The following is a 21,620-nucleotide window of genomic DNA, read 5'->3' as shown; positions in this document are numbered from 1 at the left end:
GGTCAGGGACGGCTCACACCGCGCAGGTGGGTGAGGACGGCCAGGACGCGGCGGTGGTCGTCGGGCGTCTGGTGCAGGTCGAGCTTGGTGAAGATCGAGCCGACGTGCTTGATGACGGCGGCCTCGCTGACGACCAGGGCGCGGGCGATCGCGCCGTTGGAGCGGCCCTCGGCCATCAGCGCCAGCACCTGGCGTTCGCGTTCGGTCAGCCGTTCCAGCGGGGAGTGCTCGCGGCGGCGCGCCAGCAGCCGCCGCACCACCTCCGGGTCGATGACGGTGCCGCCCGCCGCGACCCGCTCCAGCGCGTCGACGAACTCGGTGACCTCGCCGACCCGGTCCTTGAGCAGGTAGCCGACGCCGCCGCCGGTGTGCAGCAGGTCGGCGGCGTAGGACTGCTCGACGTACTGCGACAGGACCAGGATCGGCAGGCCGGGGCGTTCGGCGCGCAGCGCGAGCGCGGCGCGCAGGCCCTCGTCGCGGAACCCGGGCGGCATCCGCACGTCGGTGACGACGATGTCGGGCCCGTGCTCGGCGACGGCGGCGGCCAGCGCGGGGGCGTCGGCGACGGCGGCGGCGACGCGGTGGCCGAACCGGTCGAGGATCTGCGCCAGGCCCTCGCGCAGCAGCACCGAGTCCTCGGCGATCACGACGTGCATGGGATCTCCACGCGCAGGATCGTAGGGCCGCCGGGCGGTGACGACAGCCGCAGCGTGCCGTCGTACACGGCGACCCGGTCGGCCAGCCCCTGCAGGCCGCCGCCCTCGGCCGCGACGGCGCCGCCCGCGCCGTCGTCCCACACCTCCACCGACAGCGTCCTTTCGTTCGTGCGCGCGTGGACGCGGGCCCGCGTCGCGCCGCTGTGCTTGGCGACGTTGGCCAGCGCCTCGGCGACGACGAAGTAGGCCGTGGACTCGACGTGCTCGGGCGGCCGTCGCGGCAGGTCGACGTCCACCTCGACGGGGACGGGCGACCGCTCGGCCAGCGACTCGACCGCGGCGGGCAGGCCCCGGTCGGTGAGCACCGACGGGTGGATGCCGCGCACCAGGTCCCGCAGCTCCTCCAATGCGGCCCGGGCCTCGGCCTGGGCCTTGTCGATCAGTTCGGGGGCGGCGCCGTCCAGTTTCGCCAGCCCGAGCGTCATGATCAGGCCGGTGAGGCGCTGCTGGGCGCCGTCGTGCAGGTCGCGTTCGATGCGGCGCCGCTCGGCCTCGAACGCGCCGGCCATCCGGGCGCGCGAGGCCCGCACCTCGACCAGCTCCTCGTCGGATGGACGCACCAGCAGCGCGCGGGCCAGCGCCGCCCGTCCCCCGGCGAGCGCGGTGAAGGCGTACAGGCCGACCGCGAAGACGGCCACGCCGGCGGCGGCGAGCGGCCACGCCTCCCCGGGGGTGTCGACGGTGCCGGCCGAGCCGTACATGATCTGGTCGCCGTGGGAGACCAGGTTCGGCGCGGACACCGCGACGGTCGACCCCACGATCAGCACGAACGGCACCGCGAAGTCGACGCACGCCAGCACGGCCCCCAGCAGCGCGTACCCCAGCTCGCGCCAGGTGACGGACTCGCGCAGCCGGAAGCGCGCCCATTCCCACAGGCCGGGCCGGGGCGGCACGCGGTGCGGGGACGGCGCCGGACGCGGGTCGACCAGCCGCAGCCGCCGCCGTTCCACGGCCGCCAGCGGCACCGCCGACAGCGGCACGCACATCAGCAGCCCCACCCCGACCACCAGCGGCGTGAGGAGCACCCCGGCGATCACCAGCGCGTACACCGCGGCCAGCCAGACCACCGCCACGATCGGGCCCGTGGCCAGGTACAGCAGCGACCGCCACGGCCACGACGAGAAGACGAACCGCAGCGGGTTGCGCGTCATGGCCCGCCAGACGTTCACGGTGAAACGTTAGAGGACGTCCCGGATGCCCGTGACGTGCCGGCGGCCCGGTCGAGGAGGTCGCGGAGGCGTTCGTAGGAGCGGTCCCAGCTCCACTCGGCCCGCGCCCACTCCCGGCCGCGCCGTCCCATCGCGGCGCGGGCGTCCGCGTCGGACAGCATCTCGATCAGCCGGTCGGCGATGGCGGGGACGGACGAGGCGTCGACGACGTGGCCGTTGTCGCCGTCCCGCACCGCCTCGGGGGCGCCGCCGGAGTCGCCCGCCAGCACCGGCAGGCCCGCGGCGGCGGCCTCCAGGAACACGATGCCCAGGCCCTCGGTCTCCAGGCCGAGGCGGCGGTTCCGGCAGGGCATGGCGAACACGTCGGCGGCGGCGTAGTACGGCGGCAGTTCGGCGTGGGGGCGTCCACCGGCGAACACGACGGCGCCGGCGGGCAGGCGTCCGGCCAGGCCGCGCAGCCAGAAGTCCTGCGGGCCCGCGCCGACGATCAGCAGTGTCGCGTCCGGCACGGCCCGGCGGACGCGGGGCAGGGCGCGGATGAGCCGGTCCTGTCCCTTGCGGGGGACGAGCCGCGACACGCTCAGGACGACCGGACGGTCGCCCAGGCCGTGGTGGTCGCGGACGGCCGCGCCCGCCGCCGGGTCGGGCCGGAACAGCTCGGCGTCCACGCCGGGGACCAGGCGGGCGGTGCGGGCGCGCGGCCCCAGCGCCCCCGCGATGCGCGACCTGGTGTATCCGGTCAGGTAGGTGACGATGTCGGCGCGTTCGCCGATGCGGCGCAGCGCCCGGCGTGCTCCGGGGACGGTCGCCCACCACACCTCGTGGCCGTGCGTGGTCGCCACGGACGGGAGCCCGAGCCGTCCCGCCAGCAGCCCGAGGGGGGCGGCGGCGCCGAACCACACGCGGTCGCAGCCGTACGCCTCGGCCAGGGCGCGTGCGTTGCGGGCGACGCGCGGCGTCGGCAGCAGCGTGCGGGCACGGTCGCGTACCACCGGAAACGGCAGCCCGGAGTCGAAGACGCGGGCCTGCGGCTCGCCGGAGGTGTAAACGACGACCTCGCCGGGCGGGAAACGGCGTGCCAGCTCGTACACGAACGTCTCGATGCCGCCCCGGCGCGGCGGGAAGTCGTTGGTGATGATCAGGCAACGAGGCACAGGTCCTTCTCCTCCCGCGAGGCGGCGGCCGGGTCGGCTTCGGGGCGGCGCGGCGTGGTGGCGAACCGCGCCCACAGGGCCAGGACGGCGGGATACACCAGGTAGCCCCACCGGGAGGCGGGCATGAGGGCGGTCGCCAGTGCCAGGCCGAGGGCGAGCCGGTCGGCGGCGGCCCGCACGTCGCGCGGCGGCCGGACGATCAGCGAGACGCCCATCGCGACGGCGGCGGCGCCGAGCGCGGTCAGGGCCAGGGTGTGCCCGAAGGGGCCGAGGTCGGCGAGCAGACGGCCGGGCAGCGGGCTGTCGGCGGGGGACGCCACGTCCGCCAGTCCCAGCGGGAACCACAGGACGTTGGCCGCCATCCCGGACGGGTCGACCAGCGCGGGCGGCAGCACGCCAACCACCGTGACGGCGGCGGCCGCCGTCGCGTACCGGCGGGCGCCGCCGCGTGTGGCCGGCAGCGCGAGGCACACCAGCAGCGCGGGCCAGGCCGTCGCCTTGAGCGTCGCGGCCGCGCCCAGGGCCAGGCCCGCGGCGCCGGGACGGTCCCGTACCGCCAGCGCCAGGCCCGCGCACACCAGGCCGATCACCGGCAGGTCGTCGCCGCCGACGGTCATCGGCAGTGCCACCAGCGGCGAGGCGGCCAGCACCAGCAGCGGCCGTGCCCGGCCGCCGCCCAGCAGGCGGGCGGACGCGGCCAGCAGCGCGACGAACACGCCCGCGAACACCAGCCGCGCGTCCACCCCGGCGAGCTCGTGCGGAACGCCGAGCAGTGCCATCCCCGGCAGGTACGGGTTGTAGGCCTCGTAGCCGCCTCCGGCCAGTTCGGACGGCGGCAGGTACGGCGTGCCGTGCTCCAGCAGGTGCGCGCCCGACCGGTGCACGACGCCCACCTCCGGCTGGGCGTGACCGGTGGCCACCAGGACGGCCAGCGGCACCAGCACCGCACCGCCCGCCACCAGCGCCGGAACCGCCGGGCCGCCGCCACCGCGTCTGGCGGCGAGCACCGCGCCGAGCCCGTACGCGACGGCCGCGATCGTCCCCCAGACCCGGTGCGGGCCGAGGTGGGTCACCGCCGCCGTCACCGCCGCGAACACGGCGGACGCCCCGTACACCAGGGCCTCCGCCGGCGACCGCAGACCGGCCGCGCGCATCACCTTCACCGCATCCCTCCACAAGCCACCTGAGCTGCGTTTTCGTCGCAGACCAGGCAACCGGGAAGGAGACCGGAGATCACTACGTCTGGTTGCCGTCCCGAGGTAGACCCAGCCCTACCCCGGGCCTCCACCGCGCCGGAGGTAGGGCTGCCCCCACCACAGGTTCTCCGGGGCGCGCCAATGTGCCGGCCCCCGTCCGGGCGGTTGGCTTGACGGCATGACATCCACCACGGCCGTGCCGTCGGCCGAGCACGTCCGCGACGACCGGGTCGCGGTCGCCTCGGACCTGGTCAAGACCTACGGAAGGGGCGACGGCGCGGTGACCGCGCTGCGCGGCGTGTCCGCGGCGTTCACCCGGGGCCAGTTCACCGCGATCATGGGACCGTCCGGGTCGGGGAAGTCGACGTTCCTGCACTGCCTGGCCGGGCTGGACACCGTCACCTCCGGCACGGTCGTGATCGGCGACGTCGACATCACCAAGCTGTCGCGGACGGGGCTGACCCGGCTGCGCCGCGACCGGATGGGTTTCGTCTTCCAGTCGTTCAACCTGCTGCCGATGCTGACCGCCGAGGAGAACATCCGGCTCACCGGAAGGCTGGCGGGCCGCCGCGCGGACCGGCAGTGGTTCGACACGAAAGCCTGGAGGCCACCAAGGCGGAGTGATCCGCCTGGGGGCCTAGCGGTAGGCGCCGCGGCGGTGGCAGCCGGTGAGGTGGTCGTCGACCAGCCCGCAGGCCTGCATGAGGGCGTACGCGGTGGTCGGGCCGACGAACCGGAAGCCGTGCCTCTTCAGCTCCTTGGCCAGGGCCTTGGAGCCGGGAGTGAACGCGGGGACGTCGGCGGTGGACTCCGGGGCGGGGGCCCCGGGGTCGGCGTACCGCCAGGCCGTCGCGGCCAGGCCGCCGGGCAGGTCCAGCGCGGCCCGGGCGTTGGCGATCGCGGCCTCGATCTTCGCCCGGTTGCGGACGATCGCCGCGTCGCCCATCAGGCGTTCGACGTCGGACGCGTCGAACGCCGCGACCTTCTCGGGGTCGAACCCGGCGAACGCGGCCCGGAAGCCCTCGCGTTTGCGCAGGATCGTCAGCCAGGACAGGCCCGACTGGAACGCCTCCAGGCACAGCCGCTCGTACAGCCCCCGGTCGTCGCGGACCGGGCGCCCCCATTCGTCATCGTGGTAGGCGACGTAGTCGGGCGCCGACACACCCCAGGGGCAGCGCGCCAGACCGTCCTCGCCGAGGATCGCCGTGCTCATCGCCCCCGTTTCTACCGCACGGCTCCGACAGTTCCGGCCGCCCCGAGGCCGTCAGGCCGATCCGGCGGCGCTCGTCAGGCCGATCCGGCGGCGCTCGTCAGGCCGATCCGGCGGCGCTCGTCAGGCCGATCCGGCGGCGCTCGTCAGGCCGATCCGGCGGCTCCGTTCAGGCCGGCCGGGCGGTGCGCGAGGCGAGGCGGGCCAGGCGGCGCAGGGCGAGGGTCATGAAGCCGCGGACGACCGGGCCCGCCACCAGCCAGGCGGCGCGGCCCAGGGGCCCGAGAGGCAGGTCCAGGTGTTCGGCCCAGGTGACGCGGCTGCCGCCGCCGGGCAGCGGGGCGACCGCGAAGAACGCCTCCCCGCGGACGATCCGGCCGGTGTGGCGGACGGTGACGCGGCGTCCCGGGCGCCACCCGGTGATGACCATGGTGTCGGTGAAGCCCACCGGGCCGACGCCCGTCCAGGCCTCCAGTTCGGCGCCTTCGCCGTGCCCGCCCCGGGCGCGCGTGAACGGCATCCACTCGTCGTGCCTGGGCCAGTCGGTGAGGACGCCGAAGACGTGCTCGGCCGCCACGGGCGCGGCGGCCTCGGCGTGCACGGCGACACGGCTCACGGCTTGTCCTCGTCGTCGCGCCGTTTGGCCAGGTCGATGGGGTCGTCGGCGGAGTCGTCGCCGGGCCGGCCGACGGGGTCGTCGCCGGGGTGGGCGGCCTGCTCGGGGTCGTCCCAGGACACGCGCTCGCCCGGTCCGTAAAGTTTTGGTTCGATCTCGCGGTCATACGGGGCATACGGGTCGTCCACGGCGTCCACCTCCGCATCGCCGAGGCGGCTCCGCAGCACGTCGACCTGCCGTTCCAGTTCGGCCACGCGGACGTCCCGCTCCGACAGCGCGTACGCCAGCCGGTGCAGCGTCTCGTCGGCGACCTCCACCTGGTAGCCCCACAGGCCGCGCGGCAGCCGCAGCAGCGCCACGTCCGGCGCGGTGAGGGCGTGCCCCGGCGGCAGCCGGAACGGCGCATGGTCGGGACGGGCCGGGGCCAGTTCGCCCCCGCGTCCCATGGCGAGGACCACGACGGCGCCCAGGACGGCCAGGCCGGCCAGGACGAGCACCACAACCACGATCTCGCTCCGATCTGTCTACGCCTCCGCATGACGATCGTGCCACGATCTGGGCATGGACGTGCAGGAGCAGCGTGTCGTGCCGCTCGCCGCGGCGGTCCCCGCGGACGTCGCCGACGCGGGCGCGCCGCCCGCCGACCGGGTCGAGGCGCTGGTGGCGGCCGGACGGCCGGTGCTGGTGACGCTCGTCCCCGACGACCCGGGCAGTCCCGAGCCGGACGCGGGACTGCTGGCGGCCGCCGCCGTGTACGCGTGGCTGGGCGTGCGGACGCTGCGGGTGCCCGAGACGCAGGAGGCTGCCGTCCGGCAGGTGGTCGACATGGTCGCCTCGATCCGGGGGACCCGCCCGCCCGCGCTCACCCGCCGCGGCCTCGCCTGAACGCACGGGCCGCGCCCCGCCGGGGATGCCGGCAGGGGGCGGCCCGGGAGGGGCTGGTCTCAGGCGCGCAGGCGGTGCCAGGGACCGGTGATGGCGAAGGTGACGCCGGGCTCCTGCCGGTTGGCGAACAGCGTCCGGCCGTCCGGGGAGAACGTCACGCCCGTCATCTCGCTGTCGTTGAAGGCGTTGCGGGCGAAGGCGAACGGCTTGCCCTTGCGGGTGGTGCCGACGAGGTACTGCTCGCCGTCGCCGTCCTCGGCCAGGATCACGCCGCCGCCGTACGGGGAGACGGTGATGTTGTCCGGGCCGTCGAACCGGCCGCCCGGCTTGAACACCAGCTCCAGCTCGATCGTCTGGCGGTGCGGGTCGTACTTCCACACCTGCCCGGCGTGGTCGGCGGCGGCGCCGTCACCGGTGCGGGAGTAGCTGGCGACGAAGTACGCCTTGCCGTGGCCCCACCAGGCGCCCTCCAGCTTCTGGCTGCGGGTGATCTTGTCGAACTGCTTGCGGGTGGAGATGGCGGCCGCCGACGGGTCGGGCACCTTCACCCACGTGACGCGGAACGTGGCGCCCGGCTCCTGCACGACCGACAGGTCCGGCAGCTCGGGGACGTACATCGCCTCCAGCAGCCCGCCCGCCATGTAGCTGTGGTAGCCGCCCCGGTGCACCTTCGGGGTGAACCGGTAGAACAGGCCGAACGGCTTGCTCGCGTCCTCGGTGAGGTAGGCGATGTTGGTGCGCGGGTCGACCGCGACCGCCTCGTGCGCGAACCGGCCCATGCCCGTGATCGGCTCCGGCTTGGTGAGCCGGCCGGACGGGTCGACCTCGAAGACCCACCCGTGGGACTTGGTCTGCCCGCTGAAGCCCTCGGTCTCCTCGCAGGTCAGCCAGGTGCCCCAGGGGGTGCGGCCGCCGGCGCAGTTGGTGGACGTCCCGGCGAGGCTGATGTACTGCGAGACCAGCTTGCCGTCGCGGTCGACGTCCAGGGTGGTGGTGCCGCCGTAGGCGGCGGGGTCGTACACCAGCCCGGCGGGGGCGACCGGCTTGACGCCGCTGCCGGTCTGCTCGTGGTTGCGCACCAGGCGGGTGATCCCCGGGCGGGGGCCTTTGAACGTGGCGGTGCCGTCGTGCTTGCCGGGAACCAGCACGCCGTCCTTGATCGTGTCGCCCTGGGCGGAGATGGTCGTGTACGAGAAGCCCTTGGGCAGGTCGAGCTGCCCCTTGGGGTCGGGCACCAGCGGGCCGTAGCCGTACGCCTCACCGGCGTCGGCTCCCGCGGAGGTCTGGAAGATCGTGTCGAGGCTGCCGGCCAGGGCGATGGACAGCGCACCGGCGGCGCCGCCCTTCACCACCCCGCGACGGGACACGGACATGGGCTCTCCTTCGTGTCTGCTCAGGCCACGCGGGAGCCTGGTCGGCGCCGGTGAACCGGCGGTGAACCGGTGCGGACGGGCCCGGAAAAACCGCAGGACACCGTCCGCCCGGCGGGTCGCGACGGCCCCGCCGGGCGGATATGGATCACGGTTCCCGGGGGCGGCGCGGGCCGCCTGCCGGACCAGCGGTCACAGCTCGGCCTCGGCGTAGTCCTCCGGGGTGGCCTGGATGCGCGGCTGGGACCGTTCCAGCAGGTCGAACGCCTCGGCGACCGAGCCCGTCCAGCTGATCGCGTCGAAGATCTTCGGGCGGGCGAACCCCTGGTCGGCCAGGCCGCGCATGAGGTCGCGCAACGGCTCGTACACGCCGTACGGGTCGAGCAGCACCAGCGGCTTGTCGTGCATGCCGAGCACCCGGGCGGTCCAGATCTCGAACAGCTCCTCCAGCGTGCCGATGCCGCCGGGCAGCACCAGGAACGCGTCGCTGCGGCGGTCCATCTCGCCCTTGCGGCTGCGCATGTCCGGCGTGACGATCAGCTCGTCGCTGTCGTGGTCGGCTATCTCCAGACTGGCCAGGCCCTCGGGGATCACCCCGACGGTGCGGGCGCCGCCCGCCCGCGCGGCGCGGGCCACCGCGCCCATGCACGACACCTGGCCGCCGCCGCTGACCAGGCTGTGGCCGCGGCGGGCCAGCTCGGCGCCGACCTCGGCGGCCAGCTCGACGAACTTGCGGTCGATCCGGCCGCTGGAGGCGCAGAACACGCACACCGCCATGCCGGAGTCCGCGGACTGGGGCCGGCTCATCAGGTGCCGTCCACCCCCGCCTCGGCCGCCGCCGCGCGGGCCGCCTCCTCCTCCTGGATCCGCCGCTCCTGCAGCCGGTGCGCCTCGACGATGACGCGCACGACCTCGTCGGGGTCGTCGGTGAGGTGCACCAGGTCGAGGTCCTCGGGGGAGATCTTGCCGGACGGCAGCATGGTCGCCTTGATCCACTCCAGCAGGCCGCCCCAGAACTCGGTGCCGACCAGCACGATCGGGAACCGGGTGATCTTGCGGGTCTGGACCAGGGTAATGGCCTCGAACAGCTCGTCCAGCGTGCCGAACCCGCCGGGCAGGACGACGAATGCCTGTGAGTACTTCACGAACATCGTCTTGCGGACGAAGAAGTAACGGAACTCCAGCCCGATGTCGACGTGGTCGTTGAGCTTCTGCTCGAAGGGCAGCTCGATGCCCAACCCCACCGACAGGCCGCCCGCGTCGTCGCAGCCCTTGTTGGCCGCCTCCATGATCCCCGGCCCGCCGCCGGTGATCACCGCGTAGCCCGCCTCGTGCAGCCGGGCGCCGATGTCGACGGCCAGCTCGTACTCCTCCGAGCCGGGCTTGGTGCGGGCGCTGCCGAACACGCTGACCGCCTGCGGCAGCTCGGCCAGCAGCCCGAAGCCCTCCACGAACTCCGCCTGGATCCGCAGCACCCGCCACGGGTCGGCGTGGACCCAGTCGACCGGTCCGCGGCCGTCCAGCAGCCGCTGGTCGGTGGTCGTCTGTGGTACGGCGTTGCCCCGCAGCACCGCGGGCCCCTGCCGTCGCTTCCGGGGACTCACATCCGATGTCATGCCCTCACCGTAACCAAGGGCCCCGGGCGGGGCCCTCCGATTAATACCGAGGTGTGACGGCCGGGGCAGGGGAAACCTCCGGCACGCCCCGGGTGGACTCGCTCAGGACGTGAGCCAGGTGCGCATGCGGCGCTCGCACTCGCCGATCAGCGGAATCTCGACGTACTCGTCCTTGGTGTGGGCCAGGGTGGGCTCGCCGGGGCCGTAGTTGACGGCCGGGACGCCGAGCTCGGCGAACTGGGCGACGTCGGTCCAGCCCAGCTTGGCGCGCACCGGGGCGTCGGTGGCCGCGACGAAGGCGGCGGCCGCCGGGTGGTTGAGGCCGGGGCGGGCGGCGGGGGCCGCGTCCGTGACCGTCACGTCGAACCCCGCGAACAGGTCCCGCAGGTACGCCACGGCCTTGTCGAGCGACTTGTCCGGGGCGAAGCGGTAGTTGACGGTCACGACGCACTCGTCGGGGATCACGTTGCCGGCGACGCCGCCCCTGATGAACACCGCGTTGACGCCCTCGTGGTACTCCAGGCCGTCCACGACCGGACGCGCGGGCTCGTAGGCGCGCAGCACGTCCAGGATCGTGCCGGCGGAGTGGATGGCGTTGGAGCCCATCCAGGCGCGCGCGCTGTGCGCCCGCGCGCCCGTCGCGGTGACCTCGACGCGCACCGTGCCCTGGCAGCCGCCCTCGATCTGCCCGGCGGTGGGCTCCATCAGCACCGCGAAGTCGCCCTCCAGCAGCTCCGGGCGCACCGCGGCCAGGCGGCGCAGGCCGTTGCGGTCGGCCTCGACCTCCTCGCACTCGTAGAACACGTAGGTGACGTCGCGGCTCGGCTCCGGCACGGTGGCGGCCAGCCGCAGCGCCACGGCCAGGCCGGACTTCATGTCGGTGGTGCCGCACCCGTACAGCCGGTCGCCCTCCACCCGGGACGGCAGGTTGTCGTTGAGCGGGACGGTGTCCAGATGTCCCGCGATCACGACGCGCTCGGCGCGTCCCAGGCCGGTGCGGGCGACGACGGTGTCGCCGTCGCGCTCCACCGACAGGTGCGGCAGGGGCCGCAGGGCCGCCTCGACCGCGTCGGCGAGGGCGCGCTCGGCGCCGCTCACCGACTCGATGTCGACGATCGCCGCGGTCAGCTCCGCCACGTCCGCGTGCAGGTCGAGCCGCATGCCGCCGTCCTCAGGTGTTGATGCCGTGGTCGCGGAGGATGTCGTTGAGCTCGGCCTTGTCATGCCGCCGCCCCTCCTCCAGCCGCTTGAGGACCAGCACGGCGGGCAGGCCGAACGTGCCGCCCTTGAACTCCTTGATCCGGGTGCCGCCGACCGCCACGCACCAGTCGGGGATGCGGCCCCGGCTGATCTCCTCGCCCGTCTCCACGTCGATGACCGGCATGGACGCCGACAGGTTCGTCCCGGAGCCGACCACCGCGCCGCGGCCGACCCGGGCCCCTTCGACGATCATCGACCGGCTGCCGATCATGGCCTCGTCCTCGATGACCACCGGCACCGCGTTCGGCGGCTCCAGCACACCGCCGATGCCCACGCCGCCCGACAGGTGGACGTTCTTGCCGATCTGCGCGCACGACCCCACGGTCGCCCAGGTGTCGACCATGGTGCCGGAGTCGACGTAGGCGCCGATGTTGGTGAACGACGGCATCAGCACCACGCCGGGCGCCAGGTAGGAGCCCCACCGGGCGATCGCGCCGGGCACCACGCGCACGCCGTCCAGGCGGCTCTTGAGCGGGATGCGGTCGTGGTACTGGAAGTCGCCCACCTGCGACCGCACCATGCCGAGGACCTTGAAGCTGAGCAGGATCGCCCGCTTGGCGCGCTCGTCGACGACGACCTCGTCGGTCTCGGGGTCCACCTGGGCGACCCGGGCCTGGCCGGTGTCGATCTGGTCGACGGCGGCCACGATGGCCGCGCGGGCCTCGGAGTCGTCCGGAGAGAGATCGGCTCGCCGCTCCCACAGCTCGTCGATGACGCCGGAGATCGGGCTGGTGAACGTTTGGGTCATGGCTCCTGAGCTTACTGGGGGCCATTCCCCGGTACGGTCGTCGCGTGACCGCATGGGCGAGGAGGCTGACGACCACCCGGTGGCGCTGGGCCGCCGTCACACTGGCCGTGGTGGTGGGGCTGGCCGCGGGCGGGTACGCGCTGTACTCGCGGGCCCGCCCGTACCTGCACGGCTCCAACTGCGAGGTGCGCACGACGCTGGGCAAGATGCCGCTCGACCTGGAGCAGGCCGCCAACGCCGCCACCATCGCCGCGGTGGCGTACCGCAAGGAGCTGCCCGAACGGGCGGCGGTGATCGCCTACGCCACCGCGATCCAGGAGTCGCACATCCGCAACCTGCCGGACGGCGACCGCGACTCGGTGGGCATGTTCCAGCAGCGCCCGTCGCAGGGCTGGGGCACACCGGACAAGCTGCGCGACCCGGTGCAGTCCACCAGCAAGTTCTTCGACGCGCTGGTCAAGGTGAAGGACTACCTGGACCGCGACCTGCACGACGCGGCCCAGCGGGTGCAGCGCAGCGCCGACGGCCGCGCCTACGCCCAGCACGAGCCGGACGGCAAGCTGCTGGCGCGGGCGTTCACCGGCCGTGAGGCGGCGGCGGTGCGGTGCTGGTTCTCCCCCGACAAGCGCACCTCGCCCCGGCGTCCCGAGGCGATCCGCGAGATGCGGCGCGCGTTCGGCAGCCGCCTGCAGGTGGACACGGCGGCGCAGCGCGCGGTGGGCGGCGCGAACGGGCATGCGAGCGCGGCCGGGCGCGATTTCGAGGCGATCCGCGTCTCCGGCGCCCGCACCGGGTGGGCGGTGGCCTCGTGGGCGGTCACCCACGCCCAGGTGTACGGGCTGACGGAGGTCCGGTACGCGGGCCGGCACTGGACCGTCGACGAGGGCCACGACGGGTGGACCGAGGACGCCAAGGCCCCCTCGGGCAAGGTCATCATCCGCTGATATCCGGTCGGAATCACATTGTGCGAACCTTCGCGACCTCCGCGTGATCTCATGTCGTGGATTCGGAGGTGGCCATGGTGGACGAGTGGCGGATCGACGGCTTCGACGAGGTGCGCGAACTGGGGCGCGGCGCCCAGGGACGCGTGGTCCTCGCCAGGCACGCGGGCAGCGGGACCCCCGTGGCCATCAAGTACCTGTCGCGCGCCGCGAACGTGGAGCGCCTGCGTGAGGAAGCCGTCCTGCTGGGGCGGGTGTCGGACCCGCATGTGGCGCGCCTGTACCGCCTGGTGGAGAGCGAGCACGGCGCGGCGCTCGTCATGGAGGCCGTCAACGGCGTCTCCCTGAAAAGGGTGCTGGCGGAGCACGGCGCCCTCGGGCCGGAGGCGTCCCTGACCGTGCTCAAGGGGTCGCTGCTGGGCCTGGCCGCCGCCCATGCCGCAGGCGTGGTGCACCGCGACTACAAGCCCGCCAACGTGGTGGTGCAGGCCGACGGCCTGAGCAAGCTCATCGACTTCGGCATCGCCGCGCTGGAAGGCGGGGGCGACCGCTCGGGAACGCCCGCGTACATGCCGCCCGAACAGTGGCGCGGCGAACCCGCGACCCCCGCCGCGGACGTGTACGCCGCCACGTGCGTCTTCTTCGAGTGCGTCACGGGCCGCCGCCCCTACGAGGCCGACAACCCGGTCGCGATGCAGGCGCTGCACCTGAACGCGGCCGTCCCCGTGGAGTCCGTGCCCGAGCCCTTGCGGAACCTGCTCGCCCGGGGCATGGCCAAGGACCCCACGCACCGTCCCTGGGGCGCGGCGTCCTTCGTCGCCGAACTGGAAGAAGCGGCGGTCGCCGCGTACGGCCCCGGCTGGGAGACGAGCGGCATCCGCGTTCTGGCCGGAACCGCCGTGGCCCTGGCCGCCCTCTTCCCCTTGGTCGCCGCCGGGATCACCCCCGCCGCGTCCGTCACGGCGGGAGCCGCCGCCTCCGGCGCGGCCGGCGCCGCAGGGGCCTCGGGCGCGGGCGCGGCAGGGGCCTCGGGCGCGGGCGCGGCAGGAGCCTCGGGGGCCGGTGCCTCGGGGGCCGCCGGTGCCTCCGGCGCCGCCGGTGTCTCGGGCGCGTCGGGGGCAGGGGGTTCCGGCATCCTGGCGGGCGCGGGCGCGAAGGTGGCGGTGGCCGTGGCGGGCACCGCCGTCGCGGCGAGCGCGGGAGGCGTCGCCGTCTACGCGGGCATGGACGACGAACCCGCACCGGCGGCACGCCCGGTGTCGGCGACCGTGGCCGTCCAGAACCAGACCCTCACCGACGCCCCCGTGGCCATCCAGAACGCCCAGTACGTGCAGATCTCTGGGCACCGCGACCCCGCCCTGCAGCGCCGCATCAACCAGGAACTGCGGGCGCCCCTCGATCGCGTCATCACCTGGATGCGCGGCAACACCAAGGCGTCGGTCTGCGGCTCACGCAGATCGACGCTGAGCACCACCGCGCAGATCGGATTGCGCGGCCCCGCACTCATCTCCGTCGTCTACACACCCGACGTCAAGTTCTGCGCGCCCGCCGACGGCATGATCCCGGCCGGGGCCGTGACGATCGACCTCAGAAACGGACGCGTCCTCACCGCCGACGACGTCTTCCGGCCCTCCACCCTGACGCCCTCCGGCATCAGAACCCTCTGGACCCGGCTGACCAGCAGCAACCGCTACATGTGGGGCCCGCAGGGCTGCCGCAGGATCGACTCGATCACGCCCGGCGAATTCGCCCCGAACCGAACCGACTCCGGCCCACCGACCCTGGGGGCCGCCTTCACCGCCTTCCCCACCCCCGACCGGTTCGAGCTGAACTACTCGGTCTTCGGGAGCGACTGCCCGCGAGACCGCCTGACCGCCCCCTACGCCAAAGTCCGCGACCTGCTCAAACCCGAATTCCTCGCCCTCGTCGAGGCCGAATCCCCCACCCCGCGGCGAACGTGACGCCGAATTGGCGCGCACTCCTGACGGGGAATGGGGCGTGTCTTTCATGCCGGATCTGCCGGGAGAAGTAACATCGCACCGTCAACAACTGGACAGTAGGAGTTAAGTCCCCCATGGCGGAACGCGTACAAGGCTCTCAGACGCCCCGGACGTCGAAGATCGACAGCAGCGTGCCGCATTCGGCGCGCATCTGGAACTACTGGCTCGGCGGCAAGGACAACTACCCCGTGGACCGGGAGGCCGGCGACCGGTACCGCGAGCAGGCGCCCGGCGTCGTCGACATGGCCCTCGCGTCCAGGGTGTTCCTGACCCGCGCCGTCCGGTACGTCGCCGCCGAGGAGGGCCTGCGCCAGTTCCTCGACATCGGCACCGGGCTGCCGACGATGGACAACACCCACGAGGTGGCCCAGCGCGCCGCCCCCGACGCCAAGATCGTCTACGTGGACAACGACCCCCTGGTGCTGGTGCACGCCGAGGCGCTGCTGACCAACACCACCGCCGAGGGCGTCACCACCTACGTCGAGGCCGACCTGCGCGACCCGGACACGATCCTCGCCGAGGCCGGCAGGACGCTCGACCTCGGCGAGCCGGTCGCGCTCATGCTGATGGGGATCCTCGGGCACATCCAGGACTGGGACGAGGCCAAGGCGATCGTGCGGCGGCTGCTGGACGCCCTTCCGTCCGGCAGTTTCCTCCTCCACTACGACGGCACCTACGAAGTGCAGGGAGAGGCGCTCCAGCAGGCCCAGGAGGAATACGACGACACCGGCGCGGTGCCCTACGTGCTGCGCGAACCCGCCCAGCTCGCCGAGCTCTACGAGGGTCTCGAACTCGTCGAGCCGGGCCAGGTGTCGTGCCTGAAGTGGCGGCCGGAATCCATGGCCTTCGGCGAGCCGGAGGACGTCGACGTCTACGGAGCCGTCGCCCGCAAGCCGTGATCACAGCAGGCTGCGGCCGATGATCTCCTTCATGATCTCGGTGGTGCCGCCGAAGATCGTCTGGATGCGGGCGTCCTGGTAGGCCTTGGCGATCGGATATTCGGTCATGTAGCCGTAGCCGCCGTACAACTGGACGCACCGGTCGACGACGCGCTTGAGCAGTTCGGTGTTCCAGTACTTGAGCATCGCGGCCTCTTCGACGCTCAGTTCGCCGCGCGATTCCTTGTCGACGCATTCGTCGGTGAACGCGCGGGTCACGGTCAGCTCGGTCTTCATCTCGGCCAGCGTGAAGCGGTTGTGCTGGAACTTGCCGATGGGGCGGCCGAACGCCTCGCGGGTGCGGCAGTACTCGAGGGTCTGCTCGAACGCCGCCTCGGCCCCGGCCTGGGCGCTGACCCCGATGGACAGCCGTTCCCGGGCCAGGTTCTGCATCAGGTAGATGAAGCCCATTCCCTCCTCGCCGAGGAGGTTCTCCTTGGGCACCCGCACGTCGTTGAAGATCAGCTCGGCGGTGTCCTGGGCGTGCATGCCGACCTTCTCCAGGTTCCGGCCGCGTTCGAAACCCTCCATGCCGCGCTCGACGACCAGCAGGCTGACGCCCTTGTGCCCGGCGTCCGGGTCGGTCTTGGCGACGACGATCACCAGGTCGGCGAGGATGCCGTTGGAGATGAAGGTCTTGGAGCCGTTGAGGACGTAGTGGTCGCCGTCGGGGATCGCGGTGGTGCGGATGCCCTGCAGGTCCGACCCGGCGGCGGGCTCGGTCATCGCGATCGCGGTGATGATCTCGCCGGAGCAGTAGCCGGGCAGCCAGCGCCGCTTCTGCTCCTCGTTGGTCAGGCGCAGCAGGTAGGAGCCGTTGATGTCGTTGTGCACGGCGAACCCGGGCCCGGACACGCCGGCGCGGGCCAGCTCCTCGTTCAGCACGACGTAGTAGCGGTAGTCGGTGTTGCCGCCGCCCCCGTACTCCTCGGGGACCTCGATGCCGAGCAGGCCCTGCCGTCCCGCGGCCAGCCAGACCTCGCGGGAGACGATGCCGTCCCGTTCCCACTGCTCGTGGTGGGGGGCGATCTCCTTGGCGATGAAGGACCGCACCATGTCGCGGAACGCCTCGTGCTCCTCGGTGAAGATCTCGCGCGCCATCCGTGTCCCCGGCTTCCTCGATAAGTGCCTGCTGATACGGCTTCAATGTAACACTAGAACTGTCACATAGGGGGAGGGGTCCCGGGCGGTGCACAACGAGGAGCTGACGGTCGACGAGCTGGCCGCGCGGGCCGGGCTCACGGTCCGGACCGTGCGGTTCTACGCCGGTCGCGGGATGCTGCCGCCGCCCCGGCTGCGCGGGCGCACCGGCCTGTACGGACCCGACCACCTGGCCCGGCTGGAGCTGATCCGGGAGCTGCAGTCACTGGGGCTGACGCTGGCGGCGATCGAACGGCACCTGGCGCGCCTGCCCGACCACGCCTCCCCCGAGGACCTGGCGCTGCACCGGGCCCTGCTGTCGCCGTGGGCCCCGGAGGCGCCCGAGGAGGTCGACCGGCACGAGCTCGACCGCCGCACGGGGCAGCGCCTGGACGACGCGGCGCTCGAACGGCTGCAGGCCCTCGGCATCGTCGAACCTTCGGGGGACGGCCGCGTGCGCGTCGTCAGCCCGGCGCTGCTGGGCATCGGCGCGGAGCTGGCCAGCCTGTCCATGCCCCTGGAGACGCTGCTGGCCACCCACGAGGCCGTCGAACGGCACACCCGGGCGCTGGCCACGGAACTGCAGCAGGTGTTCCAGGACACGGTCGTCCGCCCCTACCGCGAACGCGGCCGCCCGCCCGACGAACGCCAACGCCTGATCGAGCTGTCGGGCAGGCTCAAGCCCCTGGTGATCCAGTCACTGGTCACCGCCTTCCGCCGCGCCGTCGACGACGCCATCCGAGGGCAGGTGACCGCAGCGGAGCGCCAGCGGAGTGAGGATCACCTGCCCCGGAGGGCGGGCGACCGCAGCGGAGCGCAGCGGAGTGAGGATCGCCCGGCCGACTGACGGGGGGTGTAGGGGGGTCGCCCCCCCACATAAACAACGTGACCGCAGCGGAGCGCCAGCGGAGTGAGGACCGCCCGGCCGACTAACAGGGGGCGTAGGGGGGTCGTCCCCCCACAAGATCACCCGTCGCGCCATTCCTGGTTTTCGTAGTCGACGAGGCGGGGGTGGGTGAGGGTGTTGACGTCGACGTCGCGGTGGCGCAGGTCCTTGCCGAAGACGGTGGCGGCGCGCAGGACGTCGGGGTCCAGGAAGCGCAGCGGCGGGGCGGCGGGGGCGAGGGTCAGCGGCGGTCGGGCCGTGCCGGGGGCGGCCAGGACGAAGCCCCAGTCGCCGAAGCTGGGAACGTCCACGTGGTAGGGGGCGGTGGCCAGCCCGGCGGCGCGGATGGACTTCTCGATGCACCAGAACGAGCGGGGCGCGAAGTACGGCGAGCCGGACTGCACCACCATCCGTCCGCCCGGCGCCAGCACCCGTTTGACGAGCCCGTAGAACTCCACCGAGTACAGCTTGGCCGTGGACACGTCGTCGGGGTCCGGCATGTCCACGATCACCGCGTCGTACTGCCGGGACGCGCCGCGCAGCCAGGAGAAGGCGTCGGCGCCGACGGTGCGCACGCGCGGGTCGGTGAAGGCATGCCCGTTGAGGTCGGCCAGGTCGCGGTAGGTGCGGGCCAGGCGGAGCATCTCCGGGTCCAGCTCGACGAGCGTCACCTCGCGCACGTCCCGGTAGCGCAGCACCTCGCGCAGCGCCAGGCCGTCGCCGCCGCCGAGCACCAGCACCCTGCCCCGGCCGCCCGACAGCGCCGGATGCACCAGCGACTCGTGGTAGCGGTACTCGTCGACGGACGAGAACTGCAGATCGCCGTTCAGGAACAGCCGCAGGTCGGGACGGCCCGACACCGCGACCTTCCGGGTGATCACGATCTCCTGGTACGGGGTGCGCTCGGCCAGCGCGATCGGGTCGCGGTACAGGGCCTGCCGCGCGGTCACCTCGAATCCGTCCGCCAGGGCGTAGGTGGCGCCGAGGACCGCCAGCACGCCCGCCATGCCCGCCCACAGCCCAGCGCCCGCGCCGCGTCCCACCTGCCGCCGGAACAGCCACAGCACCACGGCGATGCCCGCGACCGCGTTGACCACGCCGACGACCAGGGCGCCCTTGATGTGCCCGAACATCGGCAGCAGCACGAACGGGAAGGCCAGCCCGCCCACCAGCGCGCCCACGTAGTCGGCGGCGAACAGGTCGGCGACCGCGCTGCCCGCGTCCTGCCGCCGGATCCGCTGCAGCAGCGTCATCAGCAGCGGGATCTCCGCGCCGATCAGCGCGCCCACCGTGAAGGCGACCACCACCAGCGCCGGGACGTACAGGTCCAGCCAGGCGAACGCGGCGTACAGCGCCAGCACCGACAGTCCGCCCGTCAGCGCCAGCGCCGCCTCGACCAGCGCGAACGCGGCGACCGGGCGGCGCTGCAGGGGCTTGGCGGCCAGTGAGCCGACGCCCATCGCGAACACCATGACCGACAGCACGATCGACGCCTGGGTGACCGAGTTGCCCACCAGGTAGCTGCCGAGGGCGACGAGCGCCAGCTCGTACACCAGCCCGCACGCGGCGCAGGTGAACACGGCCGCCAGCACCAGGGCGCGCGCGGCCCGGGCGGGCAGCCGCAGCCCCCCGCCCTCGCCGGCCCGGTCCGGGTGGACGGCGGTCAGGAGACCGCCCCGGCCACGATCGCCGCCACGGCGAGGTCGGCGGCGGCCACCACCCAGCCCGCCGGGTGCACCCCCGCGCCGTCCACCAGCGTCGCGCCGAGTTTGCCGGGGGTGAGCAGGTCCAGCAGGTAGAACGCGACGACCATCAGCACGATGCCGAGCAGCCCGTAGACGGCGGTGTCGACCAGGCCCTGGCCGAGGTCGTCGTCGCTGGTGACGATGGCGGTGGTGACGATCGCGCCGACGCCGAGGAGCTTGACCGACAGCAGCAGCGCGGCGCCGCGGTTGCCCTCGCTCCAGATCTGGTGGCCGAGCCGCCCGGGGGTGGTCACCTCGACCACCAGGTAGCCCAGCGCCATCAGCGCGATGCCGAGCGCCCCGTAGGCGAGCGTGGCGCCGCCCTCGTGCAGGATGTCGTTCAACGGTTGCTCCTCACTTGCCCGACCCGGGGCCGCCGCCGCGGAAGGACGCGCTGCCGCTGCTGGTCCAGCCGTTGCTGCCGGGGCTGGACCAATGGCTGCCGACGTGGCTGTGGTACCGGCTGTAGCCGGCTCTCGCGTCGTCGACGGTGATCCGGCTGCCCGACCCGTCCGGCAGGACCCCGACGACGAGCTTGGGGTAGCGCAGGAAGATCCCGCCGTCCCGGCCCAGCGCGGTCATGTCGTCCACCCGGTCGATGGCCTTGTGCTTGGCGTTGATCTCGCGGGCGACGGCCTGCGGGGGCTTCGGCGAACGGTAGGTGTCGGTGTAGAGCCGCGTGTACCGGTCGGCGATGAAGCCGCGCGGCCCGCCGTCCCGCGCCAGCACCGCGACCAGCACGATGACGCCGACGACGGCCGCCGCCACGCCGCCGATCACCCAGTACCTGCGTCTCACGATGACCTCACCAGCCGGCTGCGCGTCATGACGATCTCCCGGGTCTGCGGGTAGGCGTGCCAGGTGCGCCAGCCGACTCCGGCCCCGGGCGTGCCGGTGTCGTCGAGTGCCAGCGCGGTGACCGCGTGGTCCGATCCCGGGAACGTCCCGGTCAGCGCGTCGGGACGGCCGGCGAGCCGGTCGCGCAGGGCGTCGACGGCGCGGGCGAACGCGGCGTCGTCGTCGTGGACGGCGGTGCGCGCGGCGAAGTCGTAGGACCATCCGGGCAGGGCGTCGCGCATCCGCGCGGGCAGCGGGCGGGCGCCGTCCGGCAGGTCGCAGGCCACGGTCTCGCTGAGCGGGCCCGCGATCACCTGGTGGGACGCGCCGAGCAGCCGCATCTGCACGCGCAGGCCGGCGCGCTCCAGGGGCAGGACGGCCAGGGCGTCGCGCGGCGGCAGCCCGACCGCGAACGACAGGGCGTCGGCGCGGGTGTCGGCGTAGGGGGTGTCGAGCGTGGCGAGCAAGGCGTCAGCTTCCCGGGTAGATGGTCAGCGTGCCGTTCGGCACCCGTTCGCCGGTGCCCATCTCCCACTCGGCGCCACCGAACCGCTCGAACGACAGGTAGCGGCCGCCGGGGGCGGCGTAGTCGACGTACTCCACCCGGCCCCGGTCGCCGAGGCCCGTGGTGCCCTCGCTGCCGTACTCGGCGGTGCCGTGCTCCTCGCGGTGGTACTCCACGCCGTCCACCGTGAGCGTCCGGCGGTCGGGGCGCAGGTCGCCGGGGTCGCGGGCGGTCCACCAGACGACCTCCAGGTCCGGGTCCTCCTCGACGGAGATCCAGATCTTGGCGCCCTCGGCGGTGTCGGCGTCCAGCAGGTGCTCGCTCCAGGTGAACCCGCCCTCGCGCATGCGCAGCGAGCCCCGCACGAAGTACCGGACGCCCAGGTACTCGATCATGTCGCCGGCCTTGATGGCGCGCGGGTCGCCGCCCACCGCGTCGGCGGCGGCGAACGGGTCGCGCGGCACGGCGGGCGCGGCTCCCGGCGCCGCGGGCCCCGGGCCGCGCCGCCGCAGCAGCACCACCAGCAGCACGCCGATGACGAGCAGGGCGGCAAGGATCAGGACGAGCAGGACCGGGACCGCTGCTCCGCCCATGCGGACCTCCACGGATTCGACTACAGCGCCGGGATGGACCTGCGGATCCTATCGATATCGGTCACGCAGGAACATCGGCAGCATAGACGTCACCG

23 protein-coding genes and 1 pseudogene are annotated in these 21,620 nt (G+C 73.4%); 6 read left to right on the top strand and 18 right to left on the bottom strand.

Annotated features, from left to right (window positions below; all coding sequences use genetic code 11):
* Positions 1-2: 2 nt before the first annotated feature.
* The 4 genes from ABZ801_RS28435 to ABZ801_RS28420 are packed head-to-tail and all read right to left on the bottom strand — an operon-like array spanning position 3 to position 4,193.
* Positions 3-656: a response regulator transcription factor gene (locus ABZ801_RS28435; protein ID WP_344953933.1), complete on the bottom strand. Its 654-nt coding sequence runs from the start codon at positions 654-656 to the stop codon at positions 3-5.
* Positions 644-1,885 carry a sensor domain-containing protein gene (locus ABZ801_RS28430; protein ID WP_360703391.1) on the bottom strand — a complete coding sequence of 414 codons (1,242 nt, stop codon included), beginning with the start codon at positions 1,883-1,885 and terminating at the stop codon, positions 644-646. Before ABZ801_RS28430 ends, ABZ801_RS28435 begins: the two co-directional genes overlap by 13 nt.
* On the bottom strand, positions 1,882-3,039 hold the full coding sequence (locus tag ABZ801_RS28425; protein ID WP_360703388.1) for a glycosyltransferase family 4 protein: 1,158 nt from the start codon (positions 3,037-3,039) through the stop codon (positions 1,882-1,884). Before ABZ801_RS28425 ends, ABZ801_RS28430 begins: the two co-directional genes overlap by 4 nt.
* Positions 3,024-4,193, bottom strand: coding sequence for a glycosyltransferase 87 family protein (locus ABZ801_RS28420; protein ID WP_360703708.1), 1,170 nt, complete (start codon positions 4,191-4,193; stop codon positions 3,024-3,026). Before ABZ801_RS28420 ends, ABZ801_RS28425 begins: the two co-directional genes overlap by 16 nt.
* Positions 4,194-4,413: 220 nt before the next feature.
* Between ABZ801_RS28420 and ABZ801_RS28415 the strand changes: the two are divergent.
* Positions 4,414-4,749 (top strand): annotated as a pseudogene (locus tag ABZ801_RS28415) (ATP-binding cassette domain-containing protein); the annotation flags it as partial.
* A 123-nt stretch (positions 4,750-4,872) separates the two neighbouring features.
* Here ABZ801_RS28415 and ABZ801_RS28410 read toward each other — a convergent pair.
* The 3 genes from ABZ801_RS28410 to ABZ801_RS28400 all read right to left on the bottom strand — a co-directional run bounded on the left by ABZ801_RS28410 (position 4,873) and on the right by ABZ801_RS28400 (position 6,567).
* Positions 4,873-5,448, bottom strand: coding sequence for a DNA-3-methyladenine glycosylase I (locus ABZ801_RS28410; RefSeq protein WP_360703385.1), 576 nt, complete (start codon positions 5,446-5,448; stop codon positions 4,873-4,875).
* A 166-nt stretch (positions 5,449-5,614) separates the two neighbouring features.
* Entirely contained in the window at positions 5,615-6,061 is a 447-nt protein-coding gene (locus ABZ801_RS28405) for an SRPBCC family protein (RefSeq protein WP_360703382.1), read from the bottom strand.
* Entirely contained in the window at positions 6,058-6,567 is a 510-nt protein-coding gene (locus ABZ801_RS28400; protein WP_360703379.1) for a hypothetical protein, read from the bottom strand. Before ABZ801_RS28400 ends, ABZ801_RS28405 begins: the two co-directional genes overlap by 4 nt.
* A 55-nt stretch (positions 6,568-6,622) precedes the next feature.
* Between ABZ801_RS28400 and ABZ801_RS28395 the strand changes: the two genes are divergently transcribed.
* Positions 6,623-6,946 carry a hypothetical protein gene (locus tag ABZ801_RS28395; RefSeq protein ID WP_360703376.1) on the top strand — a complete coding sequence of 108 codons (324 nt, stop codon included), beginning with the start codon at positions 6,623-6,625 and terminating at the stop codon, positions 6,944-6,946.
* Positions 6,947-7,005: 59 nt separating this feature from the next.
* Here the strand turns inward: ABZ801_RS28395 and ABZ801_RS28390 are convergent, their stop codons facing one another.
* From ABZ801_RS28390 to ABZ801_RS28370, 5 genes are all read right to left on the bottom strand, one after another.
* The gene (locus ABZ801_RS28390; protein ID WP_360703373.1) at positions 7,006-8,319 is read right to left on the bottom strand and encodes an alkaline phosphatase PhoX; all 1,314 of its coding nucleotides are present in this window, start codon (positions 8,317-8,319) and stop codon (positions 7,006-7,008) included.
* A 189-nt stretch (positions 8,320-8,508) separates the two neighbouring features.
* Positions 8,509-9,123, bottom strand: a complete 615-nt coding sequence (locus tag ABZ801_RS28385) for a TIGR00730 family Rossman fold protein (RefSeq protein ID WP_344944463.1) — start codon at positions 9,121-9,123, stop codon at positions 8,509-8,511.
* Positions 9,123-9,932, bottom strand: a complete 810-nt coding sequence (locus ABZ801_RS28380) for a TIGR00730 family Rossman fold protein (protein WP_344944460.1) — start codon at positions 9,930-9,932, stop codon at positions 9,123-9,125. Before ABZ801_RS28380 ends, ABZ801_RS28385 begins: the two co-directional genes overlap by 1 nt.
* Positions 9,933-10,034: 102 nt before the next feature.
* Positions 10,035-11,093: a succinyl-diaminopimelate desuccinylase gene (gene dapE / locus ABZ801_RS28375; protein ID WP_360703368.1), complete on the bottom strand. Its 1,059-nt coding sequence runs from the start codon at positions 11,091-11,093 to the stop codon at positions 10,035-10,037.
* 10 nt (positions 11,094-11,103) lie between these two features.
* Entirely contained in the window at positions 11,104-11,940 is an 837-nt protein-coding gene (locus ABZ801_RS28370; RefSeq protein WP_344944451.1) for a 2,3,4,5-tetrahydropyridine-2,6-dicarboxylate N-succinyltransferase, read from the bottom strand.
* 44 nt (positions 11,941-11,984) lie between these two features.
* Here ABZ801_RS28370 and ABZ801_RS28365 point away from each other — a divergent pair, with 44 nt between their 5' ends.
* From ABZ801_RS28365 to ABZ801_RS28355, 3 genes are all read left to right on the top strand, one after another.
* Entirely contained in the window at positions 11,985-12,884 is a 900-nt protein-coding gene (locus tag ABZ801_RS28365) for a hypothetical protein (protein WP_360703364.1), read from the top strand.
* Between the two features lie 56 nt (positions 12,885-12,940).
* A complete protein-coding gene (locus tag ABZ801_RS28360) occupies positions 12,941-14,842 on the top strand; it encodes a serine/threonine-protein kinase (RefSeq protein WP_360703361.1) in 1,902 nt (633 codons plus the stop codon).
* A 113-nt stretch (positions 14,843-14,955) separates the two neighbouring features.
* Positions 14,956-15,780: an SAM-dependent methyltransferase gene (locus ABZ801_RS28355; RefSeq protein WP_360703358.1), complete on the top strand. Its 825-nt coding sequence runs from the start codon at positions 14,956-14,958 to the stop codon at positions 15,778-15,780.
* Here ABZ801_RS28355 and ABZ801_RS28350 read toward each other — a convergent pair whose 3' ends face one another.
* Positions 15,781-16,920: an acyl-CoA dehydrogenase family protein gene (locus tag ABZ801_RS28350; protein WP_360703355.1), complete on the bottom strand. Its 1,140-nt coding sequence runs from the start codon at positions 16,918-16,920 to the stop codon at positions 15,781-15,783.
* 88 nt (positions 16,921-17,008) lie between these two features.
* Here ABZ801_RS28350 and ABZ801_RS28345 point away from each other — a divergent pair, with 88 nt between their 5' ends.
* Positions 17,009-17,806 (top strand): MerR family transcriptional regulator, encoded by a 798-nt coding sequence (locus tag ABZ801_RS28345; RefSeq protein ID WP_360703352.1) that lies wholly within the window; start codon positions 17,009-17,011, stop codon positions 17,804-17,806.
* A 119-nt stretch (positions 17,807-17,925) separates the two neighbouring features.
* On the opposite strand, the gene ABZ801_RS28340 is transcribed toward ABZ801_RS28345, so the two are convergent.
* From ABZ801_RS28340 to ABZ801_RS28320, 5 genes are read right to left on the bottom strand one after another with little or no spacing between them, the layout of a single operon-like run.
* Positions 17,926-19,470 (bottom strand): polyamine aminopropyltransferase, encoded by a 1,545-nt coding sequence (locus ABZ801_RS28340; RefSeq protein WP_360703705.1) that lies wholly within the window; start codon positions 19,468-19,470, stop codon positions 17,926-17,928.
* 38 nt (positions 19,471-19,508) lie between these two features.
* Positions 19,509-19,934 (bottom strand): DUF350 domain-containing protein, encoded by a 426-nt coding sequence (locus tag ABZ801_RS28335; protein ID WP_344944437.1) that lies wholly within the window; start codon positions 19,932-19,934, stop codon positions 19,509-19,511.
* Between the two features lie 10 nt (positions 19,935-19,944).
* The gene (locus ABZ801_RS28330; protein WP_344944434.1) at positions 19,945-20,388 is read right to left on the bottom strand and encodes a DUF4247 domain-containing protein; all 444 of its coding nucleotides are present in this window, start codon (positions 20,386-20,388) and stop codon (positions 19,945-19,947) included.
* Positions 20,385-20,894 (bottom strand): DUF2617 family protein, encoded by a 510-nt coding sequence (locus tag ABZ801_RS28325; RefSeq protein ID WP_360703348.1) that lies wholly within the window; start codon positions 20,892-20,894, stop codon positions 20,385-20,387. Before ABZ801_RS28325 ends, ABZ801_RS28330 begins: the two co-directional genes overlap by 4 nt.
* Positions 20,895-20,898: 4 nt before the next feature.
* Complete coding sequence (locus tag ABZ801_RS28320) at positions 20,899-21,525, bottom strand: DUF4178 domain-containing protein (protein ID WP_360703345.1); 627 nt, start codon at positions 21,523-21,525, stop codon at positions 20,899-20,901.
* Positions 21,526-21,620 lie beyond the last annotated feature (95 nt).

Origin of the sequence: Actinomadura sp. NPDC047616, assembly GCF_040642915.1 — a bacterium.
Lineage (GTDB): Bacteria > Actinomycetota > Actinomycetes > Streptosporangiales > Streptosporangiaceae > Spirillospora > Spirillospora miaoliensis.
The sequence above is the reverse complement of the archived record's forward strand: the minus strand, read 5'-3'. Positions and strand labels throughout refer to the sequence as shown.

Excerpts from the sequence above, each read along its gene's own strand:
- ABZ801_RS28370 (WP_344944451.1), bottom strand. The coding sequence starts at position 11,940 with ATGACCCAAACGTTCACCAGCCCGATCTCCGGCGTCATCGACGAGCTG.
- ABZ801_RS28350 (WP_360703355.1), bottom strand. The coding sequence starts at position 16,920 with ATGGCGCGCGAGATCTTCACCGAGGAGCACGAGGCGTTCCGCGACATG.
- ABZ801_RS28395 (WP_360703376.1), top strand. The coding sequence starts at position 6,623 with ATGGACGTGCAGGAGCAGCGTGTCGTGCCGCTCGCCGCGGCGGTCCCC.
- ABZ801_RS28320 (WP_360703345.1), bottom strand. The coding sequence starts at position 21,525 with ATGGGCGGAGCAGCGGTCCCGGTCCTGCTCGTCCTGATCCTTGCCGCC.
- ABZ801_RS28355 (WP_360703358.1), top strand. The coding sequence starts at position 14,956 with ATGGCGGAACGCGTACAAGGCTCTCAGACGCCCCGGACGTCGAAGATC.
- ABZ801_RS28410 (WP_360703385.1), bottom strand. The coding sequence starts at position 5,448 with ATGAGCACGGCGATCCTCGGCGAGGACGGTCTGGCGCGCTGCCCCTGG.
- ABZ801_RS28435 (WP_344953933.1), bottom strand. The coding sequence starts at position 656 with ATGCACGTCGTGATCGCCGAGGACTCGGTGCTGCTGCGCGAGGGCCTG.
- ABZ801_RS28420 (WP_360703708.1), bottom strand. The coding sequence starts at position 4,193 with ATGCGCGCGGCCGGTCTGCGGTCGCCGGCGGAGGCCCTGGTGTACGGG.
- ABZ801_RS28385 (WP_344944463.1), bottom strand. The coding sequence starts at position 9,123 with ATGAGCCGGCCCCAGTCCGCGGACTCCGGCATGGCGGTGTGCGTGTTC.
- ABZ801_RS28390 (WP_360703373.1), bottom strand. The coding sequence starts at position 8,319 with ATGTCCGTGTCCCGTCGCGGGGTGGTGAAGGGCGGCGCCGCCGGTGCG.
- ABZ801_RS28380 (WP_344944460.1), bottom strand. The coding sequence starts at position 9,932 with ATGACATCGGATGTGAGTCCCCGGAAGCGACGGCAGGGGCCCGCGGTG.
- dapE (WP_360703368.1), bottom strand. The coding sequence starts at position 11,093 with ATGCGGCTCGACCTGCACGCGGACGTGGCGGAGCTGACCGCGGCGATC.